The organism is Methylovirgula ligni (assembly GCF_004135935.1).
GTDB lineage: Bacteria > Pseudomonadota > Alphaproteobacteria > Rhizobiales > Beijerinckiaceae > Methylovirgula > Methylovirgula ligni.
Genome location: NZ_CP025086.1, coordinates 804,129 through 827,728, shown reverse-complemented (window position 1 = coordinate 827,728; position 23,600 = coordinate 804,129). Strand labels below are relative to the sequence as shown.

28 protein-coding genes and 1 tRNA gene are annotated in these 23,600 nt (G+C 63.2%); 13 read left to right on the top strand and 16 right to left on the bottom strand.

Going from position 1 to position 23,600, the window contains the following annotated elements; translation table 11 throughout:
• Positions 1-109: 109 nt before the first annotated feature.
• The 5 genes from CWB41_RS03920 to CWB41_RS03900 all read right to left on the bottom strand — a co-directional run bounded on the left by CWB41_RS03920 (position 110) and on the right by CWB41_RS03900 (position 3,598).
• Entirely contained in the window at positions 110-628 is a 519-nt protein-coding gene (locus tag CWB41_RS03920; RefSeq protein WP_115837194.1) for a GNAT family N-acetyltransferase, read from the bottom strand.
• Complete coding sequence (tsaB, locus tag CWB41_RS03915) at positions 628-1,320, bottom strand: tRNA (adenosine(37)-N6)-threonylcarbamoyltransferase complex dimerization subunit type 1 TsaB (RefSeq protein ID WP_115837195.1); 693 nt, start codon at positions 1,318-1,320, stop codon at positions 628-630. Before tsaB ends, CWB41_RS03920 begins: the two co-directional genes overlap by 1 nt.
• A 22-nt stretch (positions 1,321-1,342) precedes the next feature.
• The gene (locus tag CWB41_RS03910; RefSeq protein WP_115837196.1) at positions 1,343-1,906 is read right to left on the bottom strand and encodes a NifU family protein; all 564 of its coding nucleotides are present in this window, start codon (positions 1,904-1,906) and stop codon (positions 1,343-1,345) included.
• Positions 1,907-2,085: 179 nt separating this feature from the next.
• Positions 2,086-2,526 (bottom strand): VOC family protein, encoded by a 441-nt coding sequence (locus CWB41_RS03905; protein ID WP_207206626.1) that lies wholly within the window; start codon positions 2,524-2,526, stop codon positions 2,086-2,088.
• 331 nt (positions 2,527-2,857) lie between these two features.
• A complete protein-coding gene (locus CWB41_RS03900) occupies positions 2,858-3,598 on the bottom strand; it encodes an outer membrane protein (RefSeq protein WP_115837198.1) in 741 nt (246 codons plus the stop codon).
• Between the two features lie 511 nt (positions 3,599-4,109).
• On the opposite strand from CWB41_RS03900, the gene CWB41_RS16315 reads away from it, so the two are divergent.
• Entirely contained in the window at positions 4,110-4,598 is a 489-nt protein-coding gene (locus CWB41_RS16315; protein WP_245411318.1) for a tyrosine-type recombinase/integrase, read from the top strand.
• An 88-nt stretch (positions 4,599-4,686) separates the two neighbouring features.
• Here CWB41_RS16315 and CWB41_RS03890 read toward each other — a convergent pair.
• The 8 genes from CWB41_RS03890 to tsaD all read right to left on the bottom strand — a co-directional run bounded on the left by CWB41_RS03890 (position 4,687) and on the right by tsaD (position 10,881).
• Positions 4,687-4,762 (bottom strand) — tRNA-Ile (locus CWB41_RS03890).
• A 50-nt stretch (positions 4,763-4,812) separates the two neighbouring features.
• Entirely contained in the window at positions 4,813-5,307 is a 495-nt protein-coding gene (locus tag CWB41_RS03885) for a hypothetical protein (protein WP_129396389.1), read from the bottom strand.
• 19 nt (positions 5,308-5,326) lie between these two features.
• Entirely contained in the window at positions 5,327-6,355 is a 1,029-nt protein-coding gene (locus CWB41_RS03880; protein ID WP_115837200.1) for a peptidoglycan -binding protein, read from the bottom strand.
• Positions 6,355-7,332, bottom strand: a complete 978-nt coding sequence (locus CWB41_RS03875) for a flagellar motor protein MotA (RefSeq protein ID WP_115837201.1) — start codon at positions 7,330-7,332, stop codon at positions 6,355-6,357. Before CWB41_RS03875 ends, CWB41_RS03880 begins: the two co-directional genes overlap by 1 nt.
• 186 nt (positions 7,333-7,518) lie before the next feature.
• Positions 7,519-8,310 (bottom strand): inositol monophosphatase family protein, encoded by a 792-nt coding sequence (locus tag CWB41_RS03870; protein ID WP_115837202.1) that lies wholly within the window; start codon positions 8,308-8,310, stop codon positions 7,519-7,521.
• A gap of 60 nt (positions 8,311-8,370) precedes the next feature.
• Entirely contained in the window at positions 8,371-8,784 is a 414-nt protein-coding gene (locus CWB41_RS03865; RefSeq protein WP_115837203.1) for an EVE domain-containing protein, read from the bottom strand.
• A gap of 7 nt (positions 8,785-8,791) precedes the next feature.
• The gene (locus tag CWB41_RS03860) at positions 8,792-9,811 is read right to left on the bottom strand and encodes an NAD(P)H-dependent glycerol-3-phosphate dehydrogenase (RefSeq protein ID WP_115837204.1); all 1,020 of its coding nucleotides are present in this window, start codon (positions 9,809-9,811) and stop codon (positions 8,792-8,794) included.
• 11 nt (positions 9,812-9,822) lie between these two features.
• Entirely contained in the window at positions 9,823-10,881 is a 1,059-nt protein-coding gene (gene tsaD / locus CWB41_RS03855; protein ID WP_115837205.1) for a tRNA (adenosine(37)-N6)-threonylcarbamoyltransferase complex transferase subunit TsaD, read from the bottom strand.
• Positions 10,882-11,243: 362 nt separating this feature from the next.
• On the opposite strand from tsaD, the gene hemC reads away from it, so the two are divergent.
• From hemC to CWB41_RS03835, 4 genes are all read left to right on the top strand, one after another.
• Positions 11,244-12,164: a hydroxymethylbilane synthase gene (gene hemC, locus CWB41_RS03850; protein WP_245441065.1), complete on the top strand. Its 921-nt coding sequence runs from the start codon at positions 11,244-11,246 to the stop codon at positions 12,162-12,164.
• A gap of 3 nt (positions 12,165-12,167) precedes the next feature.
• Positions 12,168-12,878 carry a uroporphyrinogen-III synthase gene (locus CWB41_RS03845; RefSeq protein WP_115837207.1) on the top strand — a complete coding sequence of 237 codons (711 nt, stop codon included), beginning with the start codon at positions 12,168-12,170 and terminating at the stop codon, positions 12,876-12,878.
• A gap of 151 nt (positions 12,879-13,029) precedes the next feature.
• The gene (locus tag CWB41_RS03840; protein WP_115837208.1) at positions 13,030-13,818 is read left to right on the top strand and encodes an ABC transporter ATP-binding protein; all 789 of its coding nucleotides are present in this window, start codon (positions 13,030-13,032) and stop codon (positions 13,816-13,818) included.
• 71 nt (positions 13,819-13,889) lie between these two features.
• Positions 13,890-14,675: an ABC transporter permease gene (locus CWB41_RS03835; protein WP_115837400.1), complete on the top strand. Its 786-nt coding sequence runs from the start codon at positions 13,890-13,892 to the stop codon at positions 14,673-14,675.
• 71 nt (positions 14,676-14,746) lie between these two features.
• Here the strand turns inward: CWB41_RS03835 and CWB41_RS03830 are convergent, their stop codons facing one another.
• Positions 14,747-15,145 carry a c-type cytochrome gene (locus CWB41_RS03830; RefSeq protein WP_115837209.1) on the bottom strand — a complete coding sequence of 133 codons (399 nt, stop codon included), beginning with the start codon at positions 15,143-15,145 and terminating at the stop codon, positions 14,747-14,749.
• Positions 15,146-15,271: 126 nt separating this feature from the next.
• Here CWB41_RS03830 and CWB41_RS03825 point away from each other — a divergent pair, with 126 nt between their 5' ends.
• Genes CWB41_RS03825 through mutT form a run of 5 tightly spaced genes read left to right on the top strand, consistent with a single transcriptional unit; the run spans position 15,272 to position 18,802 of the window.
• Positions 15,272-16,288 (top strand): ABC transporter substrate-binding protein, encoded by a 1,017-nt coding sequence (locus tag CWB41_RS03825; protein ID WP_115837210.1) that lies wholly within the window; start codon positions 15,272-15,274, stop codon positions 16,286-16,288.
• Between the two features lie 4 nt (positions 16,289-16,292).
• Complete coding sequence (locus CWB41_RS03820) at positions 16,293-17,030, top strand: ABC transporter permease (protein WP_115837401.1); 738 nt, start codon at positions 16,293-16,295, stop codon at positions 17,028-17,030.
• Entirely contained in the window at positions 16,999-17,733 is a 735-nt protein-coding gene (locus CWB41_RS03815) for an ABC transporter ATP-binding protein (protein WP_115837211.1), read from the top strand. Before CWB41_RS03820 ends, CWB41_RS03815 begins: the two co-directional genes overlap by 32 nt.
• A complete protein-coding gene (locus tag CWB41_RS03810) occupies positions 17,730-18,404 on the top strand; it encodes an HAD family hydrolase (protein WP_115837212.1) in 675 nt (224 codons plus the stop codon). Before CWB41_RS03815 ends, CWB41_RS03810 begins: the two co-directional genes overlap by 4 nt.
• Complete coding sequence (mutT, locus tag CWB41_RS03805; RefSeq protein ID WP_115837213.1) at positions 18,401-18,802, top strand: 8-oxo-dGTP diphosphatase MutT; 402 nt, start codon at positions 18,401-18,403, stop codon at positions 18,800-18,802. Before CWB41_RS03810 ends, mutT begins: the two co-directional genes overlap by 4 nt.
• Positions 18,803-18,813: 11 nt before the next feature.
• On the opposite strand, the gene CWB41_RS03800 is transcribed toward mutT, so the two are convergent.
• Complete coding sequence (locus tag CWB41_RS03800) at positions 18,814-19,380, bottom strand: L,D-transpeptidase (RefSeq protein WP_115837214.1); 567 nt, start codon at positions 19,378-19,380, stop codon at positions 18,814-18,816.
• A gap of 213 nt (positions 19,381-19,593) precedes the next feature.
• Between CWB41_RS03800 and CWB41_RS03795 the strand changes: the two genes are divergently transcribed.
• From CWB41_RS03795 to CWB41_RS03785, 3 genes are all read left to right on the top strand, one after another.
• Positions 19,594-19,854, top strand: a complete 261-nt coding sequence (locus CWB41_RS03795; RefSeq protein ID WP_129396388.1) for a hypothetical protein — start codon at positions 19,594-19,596, stop codon at positions 19,852-19,854.
• Between the two features lie 110 nt (positions 19,855-19,964).
• A complete protein-coding gene (locus CWB41_RS03790) occupies positions 19,965-20,699 on the top strand; it encodes an outer membrane protein (protein ID WP_115837216.1) in 735 nt (244 codons plus the stop codon).
• 96 nt (positions 20,700-20,795) lie between these two features.
• A complete protein-coding gene (locus CWB41_RS03785; protein ID WP_115837217.1) occupies positions 20,796-22,847 on the top strand; it encodes a M3 family metallopeptidase in 2,052 nt (683 codons plus the stop codon).
• On the opposite strand, the gene CWB41_RS03780 is transcribed toward CWB41_RS03785, so the two are convergent.
• Positions 22,844-23,599, bottom strand: a complete 756-nt coding sequence (locus tag CWB41_RS03780; RefSeq protein WP_165203969.1) for a lysophospholipid acyltransferase family protein — start codon at positions 23,597-23,599, stop codon at positions 22,844-22,846. The genes CWB41_RS03785 and CWB41_RS03780 overlap by 4 nt on opposite strands.
• Between the last annotated feature and the right edge of the window lies 1 nt (position 23,600).

The window sequence follows — 23,600 nt, the reverse complement described above, 5'->3', positions numbered from 1 at the left end:
AGCGTGTTCCGGAAAAGTTGCGTGACTTTTCTGACGAGAACACGCTCCAACATTTTGAACCGGCGCGATTTCTCATCGGCCAGATGAAGTCTTCTGGCCGGAAAGCGCGCTAGAAAAGATCGCGGCGTAAAACCAGGGCTGTGGCGGGGCTGCCGCCAGCCGTGCGGTAATAAGCCTTGCGCTCACCGACCTGGCGAAAGCCGAAGTTCTGGTAAAGCCTTATCGCGGCGGTATTGCCGGCTTCAACCTCTAAAAACAAGGATTTAACCCCCGCTGCCGCCAAAGTTGGCAGATGGGTCGTCAAAAGCGCCGCGCCAACGCCCTTTTGCCGGGCCTTGGGCGTCACCGCGAGGGTTAAAATCTCCGCTTGATCGGCCGCCCGGCGGGAAAGGATGAAGCCGACCGGGGTCCGGCCCGGCTGCCAGAAGGAGCCGAGGCTTGCCCCAGGATTCGCCCAATGGGCGATCACGTCGCGCCCGGCTAGCAGGGCCTCGAATTCCTCGGCGCTCCAGGGGTGCGGGAAGCTCTGCGCGTGAATACGCGCGCAGACCTTGCCGAACTGCGGGCCAAGGCGATGGACGGTCGGAGCGGTCGACTTCCCAAGCCAGTTGCCGAGCCAACGCAGCATCAGGCAGGCGCGAGCGGAATATGGGCCTGATCCTGAGGCTTGGCGTCCGGCGGCTTGAGATAGAGCGGCCGCGGCGGCGCCCCTTTCGGGTCGGCGAGCAGGCCAAGCCGGGCGACGAAGGCGATATCCGGCGCGCCGGTCTCGCCGACGACTTCTGCGCTGAGGCCGGCCGATTTGGCCTCGATCGCCAGCATCGGCGCGCCCGAGCCGGCAAGGCGTATCGGACCGGTGCCGAGCAGACGCACGGCCTCGCGCACCGTCGCGACGCGCGGCAGGACGAGCGCGCGCCCGTCGGGGCCGAAGACCGCGAAATAGAGGCTGCCGTGCCTGGCATCGATCGCCGGGACGACAAGACCGGGCTGTGCCTCAAGGATCAGCGGCGCGGCAAGCGCGGCGAGCGTCGAGACGCCGACGACCGGCACATGGCAGGCGAGGCCGATGGCGCGCGCGGCGGCGATGCCGACACGCAGCCCGGTGAACGAGCCGGGGCCGACCGTCACCGCGATCCGGTCGAGGCCCTTGAAGCCCTCTTCGGTCTGCGACACGACGCGATCGAGCAGCGGCATCAGCGCCTCGGCCTGCCCGCGCTGCATGAAGAGCGTTTCCAACGCGAGAGGCTCGCTGGCACTGTCATCGAAGATGCAGGCGGAGACCGCATCGAGGGCCGTATCGATCGCGAGGATTCGGGTCATTCAGCCGCGTTCGCTCTCCGCCCTAGATGGATTGCACCGTCTGCACCGCGGGCACGAAATGGCGCAGCAGATTCTCGATCCCGTGCCGCAGCGTCGCCGTCGAGGACGGGCAGCCCGAGCACGAGCCCTTCATCGCCAGATAGACCGTGCCATCGCGGAAGCCGCGGAATTTGATGTCGCCGCCGTCGCCGGCAACGGAGGGGCGCACGCGCGTCTCGATCAATTCCTTGATCGTCTCGACCGTTTCGGCGTCCTCGGCGGCGAAGAACTCGTCCGGCTCGTCGTCCGGGTCCGCGCTCACACCCTCGGCCAGCAGCGGCGCGCCGGAGGTGAAATGCTCCATGATGACGCCGAGGATGGCGGGCTTCAGCTCCGGCCAGTCGTTGGCGCCCTTGGTCACGGTGATGAAATCCGCGCCGAAATAAACGCCGGCGACGCCGGGAATTTCGAACAGAGCCGCGGCGAGCGGTGATTGCGCCGCGCCGGAGGCGTCGGGAATGTCGAGCGTGCCGTCCGGCATCACTTGCCGTCCGGGAAGGAACTTGAGAGTCGCCGGGTTCGGCGTGAGTTCGGTTTCGATAAACATAGCTTTGCTCCCAATCTCCGGTTCAAGGCCGGAACTGGCGGTTAATCCCTATATGGGCGAGGAATTTTGCGGGAGCAAGCCGTGAATTCCAGCGAGCGGCATTCGAGGCTGCAACTGACTTTCGGCTCGCGATCAAGCTAAGCGGCTGGCCTCAAGGCCGGCCGCCGTTATCCCAGCTATTATGCCTTTGGATGGACGGGCGTTGGCGTTGCCACTTCGACGAAGTAGCCGCCCTTTGCTTTGAAATAGAAGGTCCAGGCGCCGTGGTAATCGCGTGGCGCAGGCGCATCCCAACCGTCGGCAACGAGGCGCGCATGTATCGCATCGACCGCTTCTCGCGTTTCCTGGATGAACCCGATGTGCAGCACATCGGAATCTTCCGGATAAGAGAAGTCACCGCGCTTGCGCGTAAAATTATTCAGGACGAAGGCCATGCCGTCGTCATCTTCCATTACGGCCAATCCATTGCCGCGGGAAACGAGGCAGCGCAGGCCGAAATAGTGTTCGAACATTGCCCGGTCAGCCGGAATGTCGATGCTGGTGAGATTCACATGATTGAGCTTCATTGGACGTACCTTTCCCGTTGATGGAAAGGACGCGCCGGAAGCTGGTTCACGCAATCAGCAGGAAGCAGCCTGAACGAGCGCAAAGGCCACCTGGACTACCAACCGGGCCGTGGATTTTGCACGTCCAAGATCAGTATTGTCGGACAGCACGGAATTGTCAACCGTACCCGCCAGTCTCGATATCGAGGGACTGTAGTTGATATAAGAAGGTTCGGCGATGGTTGTGTGCCGTTGACTTCCGGGAGCGATTTGGTGGGCCGGGCAGGACTCGCCCTCGGGCGGCTTTTTTTGACCGCGCCTCGCCGTCGACGGCGGAGGGGTGAGAGCGAACATACGAAAAAAACGGCGGCCGAAGCCGCCGTCTGAATCGTCGTGCTGAAGCAATTCAGTATTTCGCCACGACCGGCGCGGCCGCCGCGAAGAGATCGAATTTGTACGAAAAACCAGCCTGCACGCGGTTGTCGGTCAGGTGATCGTGTATGACGAATGGGCTGAGAGCCAGCGTTGTATAATTAATTCCGCCGGCCCTGTAATCCGTATAACGGTACTCCGCGCGGACCGACCAGTTGTTATCGATGGCATATTCGAGGCCGCCACCGACGGTCCAGCCAACGGTGCTGGGGTTGTGGCTCTCAACAACACCAAACGGGTCGGTCAGGCTGGTATGAAAATCTCCGAAGGCGGCGCCCGCTGTCGCGTAGATCAGGATTCTATCAAAAGCGACGCCCGCCCGAGCGCGGAGAGATGCATCGAACTCTTCACTGCCATAGCCAGCGAAGCCCAAGTTTGTCTCGTTGCCGTGACTGGTCGAGCCGTTCGCGTCAGCTTCAACGCCGAAGACGAACTCCGATATCTGATAATTGTAGCCAACATGGCCGCCACCAAGAAATCCGGAGAGGTTAGAACCCTCGCCCTGAACGACAGCGCCCCCGGGAAACAGGATGTAATCAGACTTATGTCCCCATCCATAGCCAGCCTGCGCGCCGATGTAAAAGCCGGTCCAGGAAAAGACGGGCTGCGGCGGCGCATAGACCGGTTCGCCCTTGGTGCTGGGCAGATCGGCGGCTGCCGCAGATGCAGCCATAGCAAGAAGCAAACTTGAAGATAAAAAGAATTTGGAAAGCATTGTCGCTCCTAACGAGAATCCACAAAGCGCCCGCATGTTGTTGGTGCTTTACGCCCGAAGGGTTTACGAGCCGCTTAAACCGCGTTGAGCGATCGAGATGTCCGCAGCTTGTGCTTTTCTTACAACAAAATGACTCGCTCTTAGACAGTGGACGCATCTAATAGGGAGGCGTCACCGGCGGGCCAGCGGCGAAATGCTGCGGCTTCACTTGGCCTTCAACGCCACTCTCGGCCCGGTCGCCGAGTCGCCCGCTTCGAGGAACCGCACCGCGCCTATACTGATTCGCGGCCCTCGTCGGGCGGCGCAAGGCGCGACCTGGAAGACCTCAGAGCGGCAATCTCACCACGCAAAGGAAGGGCTGCACCGGGGCGTGGTGCGCGTGTGGTTACCGGAGAAGGGCCGACCCCGTGACCGATGGCTGACGTGCTCAGAGGCCGCCAGCCTCATTTGGTACTGCTGGCGAGCCTGCGAGGAACAGCGGCGCTGGCGAGGCCCGAACAAGGGCCGCACAATGCCCACGTCGAAGCGCCCGCTACAGCATGTGGCACGCTTTATATTGCTCGCCCTGTATAGCGGCACCCGTGCCGCGACGGTGGCCGCCGCTTCGCCCCTAAGGGCTGAAGGTCGGTCCTATATCGACCTTGAACGCGGCGTTTTTTATCGGCTTGCGGGAGGAAAAGAGCTACCGCCAAGCGTCAGCCACCCGTGCGGCTGCCGCCAGAGCTTTTGGCGCACCTGCGTGCGCTGTCAGAAGCTGGGCATCGCCAAAACCCATTTCGTAGAATGGAATGGCAAGCCCATCCAATTAGTCAGGACGGGCTTCGCAACGGCTGTCACAGGCGCCAAGCTGGAAGGCCGCGTCACGCCCCATACGCTTCGGCACACCGCAGCGGCCTGGCTGATGCAGAACGGCGTTCCGATGTGGGAGGCGGCTGGCTTCTGGGCATGTCGAAGGAAATTCTGGAAAAGACCTACGGCCACCATCACCCGAACCACATGAAGGCCGCTTCCCTTGGCTTCCGTAAACGTTTCGGTGGAGATAACGGTGGAGATGGCAGAGTGGCCAAAAGCTAAGTTATTGATAAATTTGGTGGGCCGGGCAGGACTCGAACCTGCAACCAGACCGTTATGAGCGGCCGGCTCTAACCATTGAGCTACCGGCCCGGCAGCGGCTGCGGGATTACACTGAACTTGGCCGCACGCGCAAGCAAGGCTCAGCGCAGAATCTCGATCAACAGGACCCAGGCGATCAGCACGCCCGAAATGAGGCTGAGAATAGTGCCTGCGGCGATCCAATAGAGTCCACTCGGATGACCGAGGATCAGGAGAATGCCGGCGATCAGCATGGCAAGGCTCGGGCCGCCATTCATGATCGCACGCACGATGGTGCGCCGCTGCGTCAGCGGCTCGACCCTCGAGGCGCGGATTTGGATGAAGGTGGGCACGAGCAGCATCGCCAGCGCGACCGCGAAGGTCTCGAGGCCGAAGATGATTTTGGGCTGATGCGGGATCAGTGCTGCGCTCGTCACGACGAGAACGCTGCCAAGCAGAATCAGGGCGGTGGCGGCCAATCCCGGAAGCGTTTTGTAAGTGAGAATGCGCGTCAGATTGATCGAGATCGCGACCACCACGAGCCCGGTGAGCGCCGCCGAAGCGCCGACTTCGGCAACAAAAAAATTGGCCCAATCGGCGTTTTGAATTTCGTTCAACACCCGCCCCGTCCGCCGGCTATTTTTCCGTCAGCTTCAATTCGATGCGGCGGTTCTTGGCGTAGGCATCGTCGCTGTCGGCGGGATCGATCGGCTGGAATTCGCCAAAGGCCGCGGCGACGAGCCGGTCGGCCGGCACGCCCTTGCTGACGAGATATTGCACGACGGCGATGGCGCGGGCAGCCGAGAGATCCCAGTTCGAATGAAACTCGCTCGATTGCATCGGCCGCTTATCGGTATGCCCGTCGACGCGCAGGACCCAGGGGATTTCCGGCGGAATCTCCTTGTTCAACTCGACGACGGCATCTGCGAGCTTATCGAGTTCGGTCTTGCCGTCGGGATTCAACTGCGCCTTGCCGGTCTCGAACAAAACTTCGGATTGAAAGACGAAACGGTCGCCGACCGTGCGGATATCCGGCCGGTCGCCAAGAATCTGTCGCAGCCGGCCGAAGAAATCGGAGCGATAGCGCGAAAGCTCCTGCACCTTTTGCGCCAGAGCGATGTTCAGCCGCGAACCGAGGTCGGCGATTTTCGCCTGCGATTCCTTATCGCGCGACTCGGAGGCGGAGAGCGCATCGTCGAGCGCGGCGAGCTGCCGCCGCAAGGCGCCGATCTGCTGATTGAGGATGTCGATCTGCGCCAGAGCCTGCGCGGAAATCTGCTTTTCGCTCGCAAGTTGCTGCTCGGCGGCGGTGAGACGCTGATCGGCGCTGCCGGCGCCCGCACCCGCCAGGGAAATCGCGCCCTGCAATTCGCCGTTCTTCTGTTTTTCCTCGGACAGCGTCGCCGTCAGGGAAGCAATCGTATTCTGCGCATCGGCGCGGTTCGTCTGTGCCAAAGCGAGCTGGGCGGTGAGTTCGGCGATCTGCTTGTTGAGCTTGTTGAGCACCGTATCCTTGCCCGAGACTTCGCGGGCGAGGAAGAATTGCGCGAGCATGAAGACGGAAAGCAGAAAGGTGATGACGAGCAGCATCGTCGTCAGCGCATCGACGAAGCCCGGCCAGTAATCGATCGGGCGCTGCGCACGCCGCGCGCGGGCGAGCGGCATCAGCGGCGCTCCGCTTCGCTGGCAATCTGTTTCAGTACGTCTTTCAATTCGTTGTTCTGCGCCGCCTGGGCCTCGACCCAGTCGCGGATCATCTGCTGCTCGGTGCGCATATGCTGCACCAGGCTCTGGATTCCTTCGGCGAGATTGGCGACGGCGATCGAGGTTGCGCGCGCCTGCGTCTGATCGGCGGTGGCGGCGATCTTGTCGAGCGCGGCGCGCAGATCCTGCGGTACAGCAACGGCGACAGCATTGGGTTCCAGCGGAGCGTCGGCCGCGGTGCGCGCGGTGAGATTGTCCTCGAGCTCGTTGTAGAAGCGGTTTTGCGCCTGGCCGGCCTGCAGATCGAGGAAGCCGAGCACCAGCGAACCGGCGAGGCCGAAGAGCGAGGAAGTGAAGGAAATGCTCATGCCGGACAGCGGCCGGGCGAGATTGTTCTTGAGATCGTCGAACATCACCGCGGCGTCGCCGCCGCTCTGCAATGAATTGAGGATGCCGCCGATCGAACTGACGGTCGTCAGCAGGCCCCAGAACGTGCCCAGCAGGCCAAGGAAGATCAAAAGCCCGGTGAGATAGCGCGAAGTATCGCGCGCTTCGTCGAGCCGCGTGCCAATCGAGTCGAGAACCGCGCGCAGCGTCAGCGTCGGCAGCACGGCCTCGTTCACCGGCCGTCCGGACAGGAGCGTGGCGATCGGCGCCAGCAGAACCGGCTGGGCGACCTCGTTCTCCAGCCCGCGCGGCAGCGCATTGACCCAGCGCACCTCGCGGAACAGGCGGATCACCTGCCGCAGCGCCAGCACGATGCCGACGAAGAGCACGAAGAAGATGAGGCTGTTGAGAGCGGGGTTGCCTTTGAAGTCCTTGGCGATCTGCTCGTTGAGGATCAGCGCGAGGAAGCCGACGAGGATAAGGAACACCACCATGCGGACGAGATAGATGCGCGGCGACGATAATTTGTAAGGATCAATCTCGACCGCCATCGGACGCGCTCCGCCTTCGCTTCCCCGCCAAATCTTGAGGTCTGTCTAGCATAGTTAGGCTGGGAGCGGGATGCCAAAAAATGGTCTCGGCGCGCGGCATTGCGAGGCGCGGAGCGAGGAAGCAATCCAGGAACAATTCTGGATTGCGTCGCTTTGCTCGCAATGACGCCTTTGCCGATAATTGCTCTATTTTGCGCTGCGCAGCAGCGCCAGCAGTTGCGTATGGATGGCGTCGTTGCCGGCGCAGATCGAGCCGGTGCCGAGAATGTCCGCGCCGCCGTCGGCATCGGTGACGAAACCGCCGGCTTCCCGGATGATCAGCAGGCCCGCCGCCATATCCCAGGGTTTCAGGCCGCGCTCCCAAAAACCGTCATAGGAGCCTTGCGCGACAAAGCAGAGATCGAGCGCCGCGGCGCCGAGCCGCCGCAGATTGGCGGCGCGGGCCATGACGGCGGCGAATTCCGCCTGGAAGCCCTCATGCCCCTTTTTGCCGAGATGCGGGATGCCGCAGCCGATCAGCGCACTGGAAAAATCGCGCCGCGCCGCGACACGCAGGCGGCGGTTGTTGTGATAAGCGCCCTGACCCTTTTCGGCAATATACATGTCGTCGCTGGCGGGGTTGTAGACGAGCCCGGCGACCATCTGGCCCTCGCGCTCCAGACCGATGGAAATCGCGAAGAGCGGCAGGCCGTGGAGAAAATTGGTCGTGCCGTCGAGCGGGTCGATATACCAGGTGTGCGTCTTGTCGGCGCCCTCGATGATGCCGGATTCCTCGAGCACGAAACCATAACCTGGCCTTGCCTTGGAGAGTTCCTCAAAGAGGGTTTTCTCGGACTTCCGGTCGGCGGCAGAGACGAAATCGCCGGGCCCCTTGATTGAAACCTGAAGGTTCTCGACTTCGCCGAGATCGCGCTTCAGGCCGCGCCCGGCTTTCAGCGCCGCGGCGGTCATCACATTCATCAGGGCAGAACGGATCATTATGAACTCTGGATGGCGGGAATGCGCAGCATCTGCCCCGCTTGCCCCGCGCGCGTCAAGCTAAACCCCGCCCAGCTTGCAGATGAGCGTCCATTCCGCCTCGCTCACCGGCTGCACCGAGAGGCGCGAATTGTTGACGAGCACCATATCCTTCAAGCGTGGCTCGGCCTTTATCGCTTCGAGCGTCACCGGATGTTTCAGCGGCTTTACGGCGCGCACATCGACCATGCCGAACTTGCCGCTTTCGTCGCTCGGGTCGGGATAATAGGGCTTGATGATCGTCACGATGCCGACGATCTCCTTGCCTTCGTTGGAATGATAGAAGAAGGCCTCTTCGCCGACCTTCATCGCCATCAGATGCAGCTTGGCGCTGTGGTTGCGCACGCCGTTCCAGAACGTGCCTTTGGCGCCGGCTTCGACCTGCTGTTGCCAGGACCAGGACGAAGGTTCGCTCTTCAAAAGCCAATGCGCCATGCGTCCTTCATCCTTCGTTGGAAAGCGCCTGCGTCAGTTCCGACTTCAACGGCCGCGCCAGCAGCGCCTCGATCGCCGCATCGATGCTAATGCGCTCGGCCAGCACGGCATCGACGGCTTCGCTGATCGGCATGTCGATTCCTTTGCGATGCGCCAGATCGACGAGCACGCCGGCGGTGAAGACGCCCTCGGTCGTATGGCCCTCGGCGCGCGCCGCGGCGATGTCCTTGCCGCGCCCGAGCGCGAAGCCGAAAGAGAAATTGCGCGATTGGCCGGAGGTGCAGGTGAGCACGAGATCGCCGAGGCCGGAGAGGCCCGCGAGCGTCGCGACGTCGGCGCCATAGGCGCGGCCGAAGCGCGATAGCTCAGCGAAGCCGCGCGCGATCAGCGCCGCCCCGGCGCTGGCGCCGAGCCCGCGCCCGGCGGCGATGCCGCTGGCGATGGCGAGCACATTCTTCGCCGCGCCGCCAATTTCGACGCCGCGAATGTCGCGCGAATGGTAGAGCCGGAACCACGGCGTGGCGAGCGTGCGCGCCAGCTCGGCTGCCTCATCTTCGCTGCGCGCGGCGAGCGTCACCGCCGTCGGCAGTCCTTTGGCGACATCCTCGGCGAAGCTCGGGCCGGAAAGCACGGCGCCCGGATTCTCCGGCAGGACTTCGGCGATCACCTCGCTGAGGAAAAGTCCGCTCGTCCGTTCGATACCCTTGGCACAGATCACCAGCGGAACATCGTTGCCGATGATCTCCGCGAGCGCGAGACAGGTCTGCCGCACCGCCTGCGCCGGCACGGCGAGAAAGATCGCTTCGGCGTTGGCGATATCGGCAAGCGCCGCGGTCGGGACGAGATTGGCCGGCAAGGGAACGCCGGGCAGGCGCCGCGCATTAACGCCCGTCGCCGTCATCTCGATCGCGTGGTTCGGGTCGTGCGCCCAGAGATGAACCTTGGCCGCGTTGCGCGCGGCGAGGTTGGCGAGCGCCGTACCCCAGGCTCCGGCGCCAAGCACGGCGATATGGGTGTAACGTGCCATCTCGTTCCGCTTCAGGCTTTGCCGTGATGCAGGGCTTCGGCTTCGCTGTCGAGCGGCCAGCGCGGTCGCGCGGCGAACGTCATGTCGTCGCTGAGGCCGAGGCGCAGCCGCTCGATGCCCGCCCAGGCGATCATCGCGCCATTGTCGGTGCAAAGGCCGACGGGCGGCACGACGAGCCGCAACCCGCTCTCGCTGCAGAAGCGCATCAGCGCGCGGCGGATGGCCGAATTGGCGGCGACGCCGCCGGCGACGACCATCGCCTGGCAGGGGCCGATCCTTTCGCCGAAGACGCGCACGCCGGCGCGGAGCCGGTCGACAAGCGTATCGACGACGGCGGCCTGAAACGAGGCGCAGAGATCAGCGACAGCGCTCGGGTTCAGCGGCGCGATCTTCTCGGCCTCCAGCCGCACCGCCGTCTTCAGTCCGGAGAAGGAGAAATCAGGCTTCGGGCGGCCAAGCATGGGACGGGGAAAATCGAAGCGGGCGGCATCGCCTTTCAGCGCCACGCGCTCCACCTGCGGGCCGCCGGGGTAGGGCAGGCCGAGCATTTTGGCGACCTTGTCGAAGGCCTCGCCCACGGCATCGTCAACGGTGGCGCCGAGCCGCACATAATCGCCGACGCCGCGCACCGCGACGAGCTGGGTATGGCCGCCGGAGACGAGCAGGAGCAGATAGGGAAAATCGAGGCCGCCGGCGAGCCGCGCGGTCAGGGCATGGGCTTCGAGGTGGTTGACGGCGACAAACGGCTTGCGCGCCGCGAGCGCGAGGGCTTTGCCTTCCGTCAGGCCGATGATCACCCCGCCGATCAGGCCGGGCCCGGCGGCGGCGGCGATGCCGTCGAGATCGTCAAGCTCGACCTTGGCCGTTTCGAGCGCCCGCTGGATCAGCCGGTCGAGCACTTCGATATGGGCGCGGGCGGCGATTTCCGGCACCACGCCGCCATAGGCCTGGTGTTCGGCGATCTGGCTGAACACTTCATTGGCGAGGATTTCCCCGCCGCCCTCGGGCTTCAGCGCGACGACGGCCGCCGCCGTTTCGTCGCAGGTGGTTTCGATACCGAGAAAACGCATGAAACATCTCAATGGCTTAGAGAAACCGGGCTTGGGGAAAACCGGCGCTGGCCGCGGCTCCGCCGTAAAGGCATAGTATTGATCGGCTATCCACTAAAGCCCCTTAGGGCGCTTTCCGATCGCCAAGACTCCGGCCATCGACAGAAATCGCGCCAAATCAAAAGACCGGAGCAAATTCTGATCGAAAAAGTCTATCAACTTTTTCGGAATTTGCCCCGGCTGGCCATAACGCCCGCTTTTGGTGCAAAACACGCCTCCAACGCGAAACAGCCGTGAACCGGCTTTTTCCGCGTCCCGCTCCATAAACGATAACCCAAAATCATGGGGGATTGGCAATTCCTGGTTCTTCCGTTGAAAGCGCCTTGCCGGCGCAATTGAGAATCGGCACCCGCGGCAGCCCTCTGGCGCTGGCGCAGGCCGAACACGTGAAGCAAAGGCTCGCGGCCGCCCATGGCGCTCAGGCGCCGGAGCTGGATATCGTCGTCATCAAGACGAGCGGCGATCTCATCCAGGATCGCGCCCTCGCCGAGGCGGGCGGCAAAGGACTTTTCACCAAGGAACTCGATAGCGCGCTGGAGCGCGGCGACATCGATCTCGCCGTCCACTCCGCCAAGGATCTGCCGACCTTCCTGCCGCAAGGGCTCGAAATTTCCGGCTATCTGCCGCGCGAGGATGTGCGCGATGCCTGGATATCGGAGAAGGCGGACGATCCCCGCGCGTTGCCGCCCGGCAGTGTCGTCGGCACGGCGTCCCTGCGCCGCAGCGCCATGCTGCTGCGGCTGCGGCCGGACCTCGCCATCTCGCTCCTGCGCGGCAATGTCGAAACGCGCCTCGCCAAACTCGCGCGCGGCGAGATCGACGCGACGATCCTCGCCATCGCGGGGCTGAAGCGGCTCGGGCTGGCCGATCGGGCGACGCGCCTGCTCGACGCCGCCGATTTCATCCCGGCCGTCGGCCAGGGCGCGATCGCCATCACTGCGCGTCGGGACGATGCGCCGGTCACGGCAGCGTTGCGCCCCATTCTCGATTCCGCGACGGGCGTCGCTCTGGCCTGTGAACGCGCTTTACTGCAAGTGCTCGACGGCTCCTGCCGCACCCCAATTGGCGGTCACGCCTGGCTCGCCGGCGATGCGCTTCATCTGCGCGCCATCATCCTGCGGCCGGACGGTTCGGAATCTTTTGCGACCGAGATCAGCGGGCCGCACGCCGATGCCATCAACCTCGGCGAAAAGGCGGCGCGCGAACTCCTCGTGCGGGCGCCGCCCGGCTTTCTGGCGGGGTGAAACATGCTGGTTCTTGTTACCCGCCCCGCCGAGCAGGCCCTGGAGACGATGGTGAAGCTCGCCTCGCGCGGACACGAGGCCGTTCTCTCGCCGGTCGCCGACATTGCGCCGGCGGGCGCACATTGGCCGGCGGCTACGATCGATGTGCTGGTCGCGACAAGCGCCCGCGCTTTCGAGGCTCTGCAAACGGCGCCGGAGTTTCCGACGCCGGAGACGAAACACTTGCTGCCGCTGTTTCTCGTCGGGCAGAGAACGCTGGAGGCCGCGCGCACTGCTGGCTTCACTGGGGCGGCGCGCGTTGCCACCGATGTGAAGGAACTGGCGCCGAAGCTCATCGCGCATCTGCGCTCCACCAGCACGGCCCTTTATCTCGCCGGGCGCGAACGCAAGCCCGATCTCGAAAACATCTGCGCTTCGGCCGGGTTCAAGCTCATGCTTCTCGAAACCTATGGCGCCGTGGCGGCGGCATCGCTGAGCGAGGAGGCGCTTGTGGCGCTTGATGCGGGTGCCGTGGACTCGGTTCTGCACTATTCGCAGCGGAGCGCGGCGATCTTTCTGGAGTTGCTGGAAGCTGCAGGCTTCGATCCGGCGGAGCTGCGCCATCTTGCGATTTCCGAGGACGCTGCGGCGCCGTTGCGCGAACTGGGCTTGCTTCATATTGAGATCGCGGCGCATCCGGATGAAGATTCGCTGCTGGCGTTGCTCACGATCTGAGGACGAACCTGAACAAATATCTTACAAACCGGCCGGTTCTCAGATGATAGATGGATGATAAATATCCGCCGCCTCATGTGACAAAAGCCGCGTGGGCCCAGGGATTTGCCAAGCGCTGCGAATGACAGAAGTACTGGCTCAACGGGAAGAAATGCCAAAGTCGCAAGCGCCGCTGCCGCAGGCGGCTGCCGCCCCGGCCGCGCTTGAGGTCGCTGGCGTCACGCATTTTTACGGCAAGCGTAAAGCGCTCGACAACGTCTCCTTCACGGTAGCGCCGGGCAGTTTCACCGTCCTGCTCGGGCTTAATGGCGCCGGCAAGAGCACGCTGTTTTCGCTGGTCACACGGCTCTACGTGACGCGCACCGGCGCGATCAAGATTTTCGGCTATGATGTCGTGCGGCAAAGCAGCCAGGCGCTGCGCCGGCTCGGCGTGGTCTTCCAGGCCCGCACGCTCGATCTCGAACTGACCGTCACGCAAAATCTCATCTATCACGCCGCGTTGCACGGCATCGGCCCGTTCGAGGCCAAGCGCCGCATCGCTGATGTGCTCGCCCGCGCCGGGCTGGCCGACCGCGCCAAGGAAAAGGTGCGCAATCTGTCCGGCGGCTATATCCGCCGTGTCGAGATCGCCCGCGCCTTTCTGCATCATCCGGAATTGCTGCTGCTCGACGAGCCGACCGTCGGCCTCGACATCAAGGCCCGCGCCGACATCATCGCGCAAGTGCGCAGCCTTGTCGCGGACGCGGGCCTCGGCGTGCTCTGGACGACGCATCTCATCGACGAGATCGCGCCGACCGATTCGGTCGTTGTCCTGCATCACGGCAAGGTGTTGGAAAAGGGTCTTGCCACCGACATCCTGGCGCGCACCGGCACGTCCGACATGCGCGCCGCCTTCGTGAAAATCACCGGCGCCGACCTCAGCCACGGAGATGCGCCGTGACCAGCCTTGCGACGACGCAGACACAACCCGCGGCGCGCCGCGGCTTCACGCTGGCGCAATATCTCATCTGCATGGGCGGCATCATTTGGCGCGAGGCTTTGCGCTTCGTCCATCAGCGCGGCCGGTTCGTTTCCGCGCTCGTGCGCCCGCTCGTCTGGCTTTTCATTTTCGCCGCCGGCTTCCGCTCGGTGCTCGGCGTGTCGATCATTCCGCCGTACCAGACCTACATTCTCTATGATGCCTATATCACGCCCGGTCTGATGGCGATGATCCAGCTCTTCAACGGCATGCAGTCCTCGCTGTCGATGGTCTACGATCGCGAGACCGGCAATATGCGCACGCTGCTGGTGAGCCCCTTTCCGCGCTGGTATCTGCTGACCTCGAAGCTGCTGGCGGGCACGGCGGTGTCGATCCTTCAGGTCTATGCCTATCTGCTCATCGCCTATTTCTGGGGCATCGAGCCGGATTCGCTGTGGGGCTATGTTACCGTGCTGCCGGCGCTGCTGCTCTCCGGGCTCATGCTCGGCGCGCTCGGCATGGCGCTGTCCTCACTCGTGCGGCAGTTGGAGAATTTTGCGGGAGTGATGAACTTCGTCATCTTCCCGATGTTCTTCGCCTCAAGCGCGCTCTACCCGCTCTGGAAAGTGCAGGAAGGCTCGCCCTGGCTTGCCACGGTCTGCCAGCTCAATCCCTTTACCTATGCGGTGGAGCTGATCCGCTTCGCCCTGTATCTGCAGGTCGATTGGACTTCGCTCGCGGTTGTCTCGGGCTGCCTCGTCGTTTTCCTGGGCGCGGCGATCTTCGCTTACGATCCGGCGCGCGGCATGTTGATCCGCCGCGGCGGAGCCGCCGAATGAGCGCCGCCATCAAACAAAAACGCCCCGGCGCGGGCCGGAGCGTTTGTCGCCATCTTAAAAAAGATTGGGCGTTATTTCGAGCCGTCCGCCTTGAACTGCGAAATATAGGCCCAGATGTTGTCCCGCTGGCTCGTCTTTTCGAGGCCGGCGAAGAACATCTTGATGCCCGGAATGTCGGCCTGCGGATTGGTGATGTATTTCTTGAACGCGTCCTCGCCCCAGGTGATGCCGGAATTCTTCATCGCGTCGGAATAGGCATAATCGGCCACCGTGCCTGCCTTGCGGCCGTTGAGGCCGTTCAACTCCGGACCGACGAAGTTTTTCGCGCCGGGGCCAATCTGATGACACAGGTGGCACGTGTGCTCGAAAATCTGCTCGCCGGCCGCCGCGTCGCCCGCGGCATAGGCCGGGGCCAGCGCCGCCATCGTCAACAAACCAGCCGCGGCAAAGACGATACCAGTATACTTCATCGTTCCCTTCCCTTCCTCCCGGCGCCTCACGCGGGCGCACGCCAATTTAGACGGCTTCCAACATATGTTTAGCCCGATCTGCGGCGGGAAGACAATCCACATTCCAATTCACGAGACGAGCGAACAATGAGCGACATTTCTGTTCCGCGAGCGAGGGCGTCCCGACATGCGCGCCGCAAGATTGCCGCGTCCTGCCTCGTCTTCCTCGTATCCTGCTGCGGTCAGGCCCGCGCCGAGGAAAATTTGCGCATCGCTGTGCAAAAGACCGGTACTTTTTCCTGGGAACTTGGCGTCATCGAGGAGCACGGACTCGACAAGAAGGCGGGCATTCATCTCGATGTCACGGAACTTGCCACGACCGAGGCCGGTAAAGTCGCGATCATGGGCGGTTCGGCCGATATCATTCTCTCGGATTGGCTCTGGGTTTCTCGTGAACGCAGCCTTGGGGGCAAGCTCAAGTTCTATCCTTATTCAAGCACACTCGGCGCCGTGATGGTGCCGCCCGCCTCGCCCATCGCCAAGCTCGCCGATCTCAAAGGCAAGAAGCTCGGCGTCGCCGGTGGTCCGCTCGACAAGAGCTGGCTGCTGCTTCAGGCCTATGCCAAGAATTCCGACATCGATCTCGATTCCGACGCGCAGATTCTTTACGGCGCGCCGCCGCTGCTCGAAGAACAGAGCTTGCAGGGCAAGGACGATGCGACGCTCAATTTCTGGAACTTCTGCGCGGCGCTGGAGACGAAAGGCTTCAAGCGGCTGATCGGCATTGATGACGTCGAGAAGGCGCTTGGCGCGTCGGGCCGTGTCGCGATGGTCGGCTATGTCTTCGATGAGAGCTATGCCGCACACCATGCTGACCTCCTGCGGCGCTTCTTCGCGATGACTTCGGAGGCGCAGGACATCCTCGCCCATTCGACATCCGATTGGCAGAAGATCGGCGAGAAGATCGGCGTCACCGATCCGGCGGCGCTCGAAATCTATCGCAAGCGCTATCTCGAAGGCGCCGCGCATCGCCCCATCGCTGATGAAGAGGCGGATGCCCGCAAGCTCTATCTGGTGCTCTCTCAGATCGGCGGCGCCAAACTCGTCGGTCCCGCCGCGGAGCTCGATGCCGGTACTTTCTACAAAGACGCACCGGGCGATTGACGTGCTGCTGCGATTGCTCTCGCTTCTCATTCTGATCGCGCTTTGGCAGGCCGCCTCGATGGTGGCCGACAGCCGCCTCTTGCCGGCGCCGCTCACAGTGCTCGCCGTGATCGGTCATGAAGCACATTCGCACGCGCTTTATTTCAACATGGCGACCACATTGGCACGTGTCGCTGTCGCCTTCACACTGGCGATGGTGTTCGGCACGGTCTTCGGCGTCTTGATGGGGCGCAGCCCGACGATCGACCGGCTCGGCGATCCCTGGCTCGTTATTCTCCTGAACCTGCCGGCGCTCGTCGTCATTGTTCTCGCCTATATCTGGCTGGGGCTGACGGAGGTCGCCGCCGTGTTTGCGGTCGCGCTCAACAAATTGCCAAATACCACGGCGACGATCCGCGAGGGCGCCCGCGCGCTCGATCCGGGTCTTGAGGAAATGGCCACCGTCTTCGCCATGCCCTGGCAAACCCGCGTCAGGCATGTCCTGCTGCCGCAGCTCGCGCCCTATATCGCCGCGGCGACGCGCTCGGGCCTCTCTCTCGTCTGGAAGATCGTGCTTGTCGTCGAACTCCTGGGCCGTTCCAACGGTGTCGGATTCGAGATCGGCAGCGCCTTCCAGCTCTTCGACGTAGCGCTGCTCCTGGCCTATGCGCTGCCTTTCGTCGGCATCATGCTGGCGATCGAAACCTTTCTTGTGCAACCCTTCGAGCGTCATGTCTCCCGCTGGCGATCCAAAGCAGCTTGAGGTCCTTGTCAAGCGCAAGGCCTTCCGCACCGCCAACGGCGACGTGCGCGAGATTTTGCACGACTTTTCGCTGACGCTCGAAGCGGGCAAGATTCACGCGCTTGTCGGCCCCTCGGGCTTCGGCAAGACGACGCTGCTGCGCATTATCATCGGCCTCGACCGCGATTTTGAGGGCAGCGTCACGCTGCCGCCGGGGACGAAGATCGGCATGGTCTTCCAGGAGCCGCGGTTGCTCCCCTGGCGCACCGTGCTCGACAATCTGAAGCTCGCCGCGCCGGAGGCGAGCGAAACCGCGCTCGCCAGCTTGGCGAAGGATCTTGGCCTCGACGATCATCTGCGTAATTTTCCGGGCGAACTCTCGCTCGGTCAGGCGCGCCGTGTCGCGCTGGCGCGGGCGCTGGCGATCGAACCCAATCTGCTGGTTCTGGACGAGCCTTTCGTTTCGCTCGATGCGGCGCTCGCCCGCCGCCTCGCCAGCGAGCTTGCCGCGCTCGTCGAGCGCACCGGGGTCACGACGCTGCTCGTCACCCATGACATCGACGAAGCGATCCGGCTCGCCGATCACATCATCCTGCTCGGCCATCGGCCGGCCGAAATTGTCGGTAATATCGACGTCAGCTTGCCGCGCCGGGCGATGACCGCCGACTACGCGGCAAAGACCAAGGCGCTGATTGGCGCTATTCTGGCGGAGAACGCGGTTTGAGCCTCATCATTTTTGATTGCGACGGCGTGCTCGTCGATTCCGAGGTCATCGCCTTCGATGTTCTGAGGCAGATGCTGACGGAGCTGGGGCGGCCGATGACCTTGGCCGAATGCCGCCGCCGCTTCATGGGACGCCGCACGGGCGACGTGCTCACCGAGATCGAAAAGGATCTGGGCCATCCCATCCCGCCTGATACCGGCGCGCGGATGAAGGCGATGCTCTTCGCGCGGCTGCGGCTGGAGTTGCAACCTGTCGCGGACGTCAAGGAGGCAATCGCCCATCTCGCGCGGCCGATCTGCGTCGCTTCCTCCTCGCCGCCGGATCGCATCGCTTTATCTCTCGAGGTCACGGGCCTCGCGCCCTTGTTCGGCACGCATGTCTTCAGCGCCGAGCAGGTCGCTGCGGGCAAGCCCGCGCCCGATCTTTTCCTCTTTGCCGCCAAATCCCTGGGTATCATGCCGCAAGACACCATCGTCATCGAGGATTCGCCGGCGGGCGTGACGGCGGCGCGCCGCGCGGGCATGGGGATCATCGGTTTTGCCGGGGCGAGCCATGCCGACAGCGCGCTTATCGCCGCGCTGCGCGAAGCCGGCGCCGAAAGCATCGTGACGGATATGGCGGACCTGCCGGCGGCGATCGACCGGCTACGCACCGCGCGGCCGGCGGCATGAAGCTCCTGCTCGTCGTCGCCGCGGCGCTCGTCGATGCGGATGGCCGCGTGCTGATCGCCCAGCGCCCCGAGGGCAAGCAACTGGCCGGCCTGTGGGAATTTCCCGGCGGCAAGCTGAACGAGGGCGAGCGGCCGGAGATCGCGCTGATCCGCGAGCTGAAAGAGGAACTCGGCATCGACGTTGCGGAGACCTGCCTCGCGCCGCTGACCTTCGCGAGCCACGCCTATCCCGAGTTTCATCTGTTGATGCCGCTCTATATTTGCCGGCGCTGGCACGGCCAGGTCGCATCGCGGGAAAATCAGGCGCTCAAATGGGTGCGCCCGCACAATCTGCGCGATTATCCAATGCCGCCCGCGGACGCGCCGCTCATTCCCGCGCTCATCGATCTTCTCGGCTAGCGAGCGCTAGGCTAGTAGCCGCCGTAGGGGCTGGCACCCCAGGCGGGTCCTTGCGGCGCGTAGCCCCCCCAGGAGCTGTAGCCATATTGGGCGGGCTGTCCCCAGCCGCGGCCGGCATAGACCGAGGCGCGGTGGTGGTGCCGCACGGCATAATGGGTTTCCGGCGGTTGGCCAGTGATATGGATGATGGCGCCTTCTTCCTTGACCATGTCGAAGAGCACCGCCGCATTCTCCGGCGAGATGCGCACGCAGCCATGCGAAGCCGGGTGGCCAAGCCAGCCGGTCTCATAAGTTCCGTGGATGGCATAGCCGCCGGCGAAGAAGATCGAATGCGGCATGGGCGAATGATAATATTTCTTGGAATAATGCATCGTCTGCAGGCTTTGCGGGACGAACGTGCCATTCGGCGTCGCATAACCGTCGCGGGCGGAGGAAATCGGCCAGTCGTAGGTGCCCCCTGAACCTTCCACGTGCATGGTCTGGGCGCTGAGATCGATATCGATCACGACTTTGGCCATCGCGGGCGAAACCGCAAAAACGCCGCTCATCAGAAACAGGAGCCCGATAAATTTACGCATAACGCATCTCCGGCAACACACAGGCCGCCCGATGTCTATTCGTCTCACACTGTAAATGCCGCGTAAACCGCGGAGCTTCAGTAACGTTTATGGGAAACCCTGGATGAAGGAATCATCGGATTCGATATAATTTGGCATTGGATAAGAGAAGATCGTTAAATCGAAGACGAAAGCCGCGTTTTCAACGCATGGCCGAACCAGCTCGCGCCCGGCATGGTGCGCAAATCTTCGATGCCGCCGTTGGTTTTTCTGTTTCCCGGCAGTTTTTATAGCCCGCGCCAGAAAATGGGAGCGATCCCACGTCCCGAACGCTTTGCCCGCGATCACCCCTGCGTCGGCGCCCAGCACCAAAAAATGCGTGGTGCTTTGCGCGCTGATGGGCTTTCACCCGGCCCGCGATTCAATTTTGAGCTCCGCAATTCGCCAGGAATGACCGTCAGAACATCCAATATTGGTCATTTTAGTTGCTTATAAGCAACAGTTGCTGGCTATCTGCCGCATCTGCCTCCCTAACGGAAGACTCATTTTTACTGTGCTGTTCATGTCTACTAGAAGTTGAGCACGCTTTGCGGGGGGTGTGCTCCATGAGTAAATCACTGGTTGCAATTGTATTTATTTCAGCCATTTCAGGGTCTGCGCTGGCTGCAGATCTGCCGAACACGAAGGAAGCGCCTGTCTTTACGCCGGCGCCGGTGTTGAGCTGGACGGGATTTTATGCCGGTTTGAACGCTGGCTATGTCGCCGCTGATGTTGATGTCCGTGACGTCAATGGCGGCGTGACGCCCGGGCCGTTTTCCTATCATCCCGATGGCGGCTTTGGCGGCGGTCAGCTTGGCTACAATTATCAGTTCAACCAGTTCGTCGTCGGTATCGAAGGCGATGTCGGGTATATCGGCCTGCAGGGCAAGGGCATCATCGGATCAGCTGCGGCTGATCACCATCAGGATCTAACGCTGGACAGCGGCGTCTATGGCGATATTACCGGACGCGTCGGTTATGCCTTCGGGCCGGCCCTGATCTACGCCAAGGGCGGTTATGCGTGGTTTGGTGGCTCGGCTGAGCAAACCACGACAAATCCCGGCTATGTGACGACCGGGACGAGCACGTTCAGCGGCTGGACTGCGGGCGGCGGCGTCGAATATCTGATCACCCAAAACATCAGTGTGAAAGCCGAATATTTGCACTTCGATTTCGGCTCGAAGGGCGGCTATCAAACCAATGTCGGCGACGATTCATCGCCGATCGGCTACGAGTTCTGGAACGAAACCAGCCTGAGATTCGATACGGTGAAGGTGGGCCTGAACTACCGCTTCTGGTAGCTGACGGCAGCGCGGACATTCGGAACAGTCTGAGGCAGCGGTAGCGAAGGCCGTCCGGTTCCCCCATATTGGGGCAAATAATCCGGATGGATCGCAATGACGCACGATACCCAAAACGCGCTGCTGGAAGACTGGACCGGGCCATTCGACGCGCCGCCTTTCGCGCGGGTCGAGGCCGCCGATTTTCCGCCGGCTTTTGACGCGGGCTTCGCCGCGCATAGAGCCGAGATTGCGGCCATCGCCGCCAATCCGGCGCCGCCGACCTTCGAGAACACGGTCGGCGCCTTCGAGCGTTCCGGCAAATTGCTTGGCCGCTTGTCGGCGATCTTCTTCAATCTCGCCGGTGCCGACACCAGCGAGGCGATCGAGACGATCGAGCGCGAGGTCGCGCCGCGCTTTGCCGCGCATGACGCCGAAATCCATCTCAACGACGCGCTTTTCGCCCGTTTCGATACGCTCTGGCGTGCGCGTGAAACTCTCGGCCTCGGTGCCGAGGAACTGCGCGCGCTGGAGCGTCATCACATCACCTTCCGCCGCGCCGGCGCCGGCCAGCCGCCGCAAGTGAAGGCGCGGCTCGCCGCGATCGGTGAAAGGCTCGCCGCGCTCGGCACGCAATTCTCTCAGAATGTGCTCGCGGACGAGAACGCTTTCGCCTTGATTCTTGATGAAGCCGATCTCGCCGGCCTGCCGGATTGGCAGCGCGCCGCGGCCGCGGCGGCCGCGACCGAACGCGGGCATGAAGGCAAATTCGCCATCACTCTGGCACGCTCGTCGGTCGAGCCCTTCCTGCAAACCGCGCAGCGGCGCGATTTGCGCGAGAAAATCTTCCGCGCCTGGCTTGCGCGCGGCGAAAACGCGGGCGCGAGCGACAATCGCGCCATTGCCGCCGAGATGGTGAAGCTGCGTCAGGAGAAAGCGCGGCTTCTGGGCTATGGGAGTTTCGCCGAATTCCGCCTCGCCGATCAGATGGCCAAGAGCCCGGCCGCGGCGCAAAACCTGCTCGATGAAGTCTGGACGCGCGGCCGCGCCCGGGCCTTGCGCGAGCAGTCGGTATTGCAAGAGCTTGTCGCGGTCGAGGGCGGCAATTTCACGCTTCAGCCGTGGGACTGGCGCTATTATGCCGAGAAGCGCCGCAAGGCCGAGTTCGATCTCGATGAGGCGGCGTTCAAGCCCTATCTGCCGCTCGAACAGATGATCGAAGCCGCGTTCTACACCGCCGGGCAGCTTTTCGGCCTCACGTTCGAGGAGCGCGAGGATATCGCGCTTTATCATCCCGATGCGCGCGCCTGGGCCGTGCGCGACAGGGAGGGCCGTGCCATCGGCCTTTTCATCGGCGATTATTTCGCCCGCGCCTCGAAGCATGGCGGCGCCTGGATGGGGGCTTACCGCGATCAGGAGAGGCTCGATGGCGAAATCCTGCCGATCATCGTCAACGTGCTGAATTTCGTGAAGCCAGCGCCGGGCGAGGCCTGCCTTCTGAGCTTCGACGACGCACGCACGCTTTTCCACGAATTCGGCCATGCGCTGCACGGGCTCTTATCGGACGTCACCTTTCCCTCGCTCGCCGGCACCAATGTCGCATCGGATTTCGTCGAATTCCCCTCGCAGCTTTACGAACATTGGTTCGAGCAGCGCGAAATCCTGCGCCGCTTCGCGCGCCATCATCAGACCGGCGTGCCGATGCCGGAGGATTTGATCGACAAGGTCATCGCCGCGCGTCAGTTCAATCAGGGCTTCCAGACGGTCGAATATACCGCTTCGGCGCTGGTCGACCTCGCCTTGCACAGCACGCCGGCGTCGGACGATCTCGACATTGTCGCTTTCGAGCGCGACACGCTCGCGCGGCTGGGGATGCCGGAGGCCGTCGCCATGCGTCACCGGCTGCCGCATTTCACCCATGTCTTCGCCGGCGACGGTTATTCCTCCGGCTATTATTCTTATCTCTGGTCGGAAGTGCTGGATGCCGACGGCTTCGCCGCTTTCACCGAGGCGGGCGATATTTTCGCGCCGGAGGTCGCCGCCCGGCTGAAGCAGCATGTCTATGCCGCCGGCAATCGCGCCGATCCCGAGGCGGCTTACGCGGCCTTCCGCGGCCGGGCGGCCTCGCCCGAACCCTTGCTGAAGAAGCGCGGATTGGCGGAAGTCTAAACGCGCTGACTGCTATAGGCCGCGGCGATCCGCGCGAAACATTCCTGCGCGACCGCCCGGCGCGGCATGGGTTCAGCGAGCGGCAGCGGTTCGCAGAAGATCAGTTCGCAGGTGATCGGCGCCCCTTGCATCAGACCGAGCACATGCGGCAGCAGGGCGTCATCGCCGATCCACGGCGCATGAGGCGCGGAATAGCGGATCGCGATCGGCTGGATGGCGTAGCCCGGTCCCAGCTTGAACAATTCCTCGACGACGGCGAAATGCGAGGAATGGAACGGCTGCGGCCCGCCCGCATGGGTCGTCGCTTCCGGAAAAAGCACGACATGCTCGCCCGCCCTGATCTGCGCCAGCATGGCGGCATTGGTCACGGGGATGCTGGCGCGGGCGTTGCGATCGACGAAGATCGTGTTCACCAGCCGGGCGAAGGTGCGGATGATCGGCCAGCGGGCGACCTCGCTCTTGGCGACGAAGGCGGCCGGGAAAAGTGCGCCGAGCGCGAAAATATCGGTCCAGGAGACGTGGTTGGTGACGACCAGCGCGGCCAGGCTCCCCGGCATGTCGCGGGGTATGCGGCCGCTGACCTCCACCCGCACTTTCACCAATCGGAGCACGGTCGCGTAGAACAGCCGCGGCAAAATCCAGCCAAAGCGCGGGTTCAGCCGAAGGACTGCCCATTGAATAGGCGCCAGCACCAGGAAGGCGATGAAAATCACCAGCGCGAGCCCGAGCGCGCGCAGGCTGACCTCCACCATC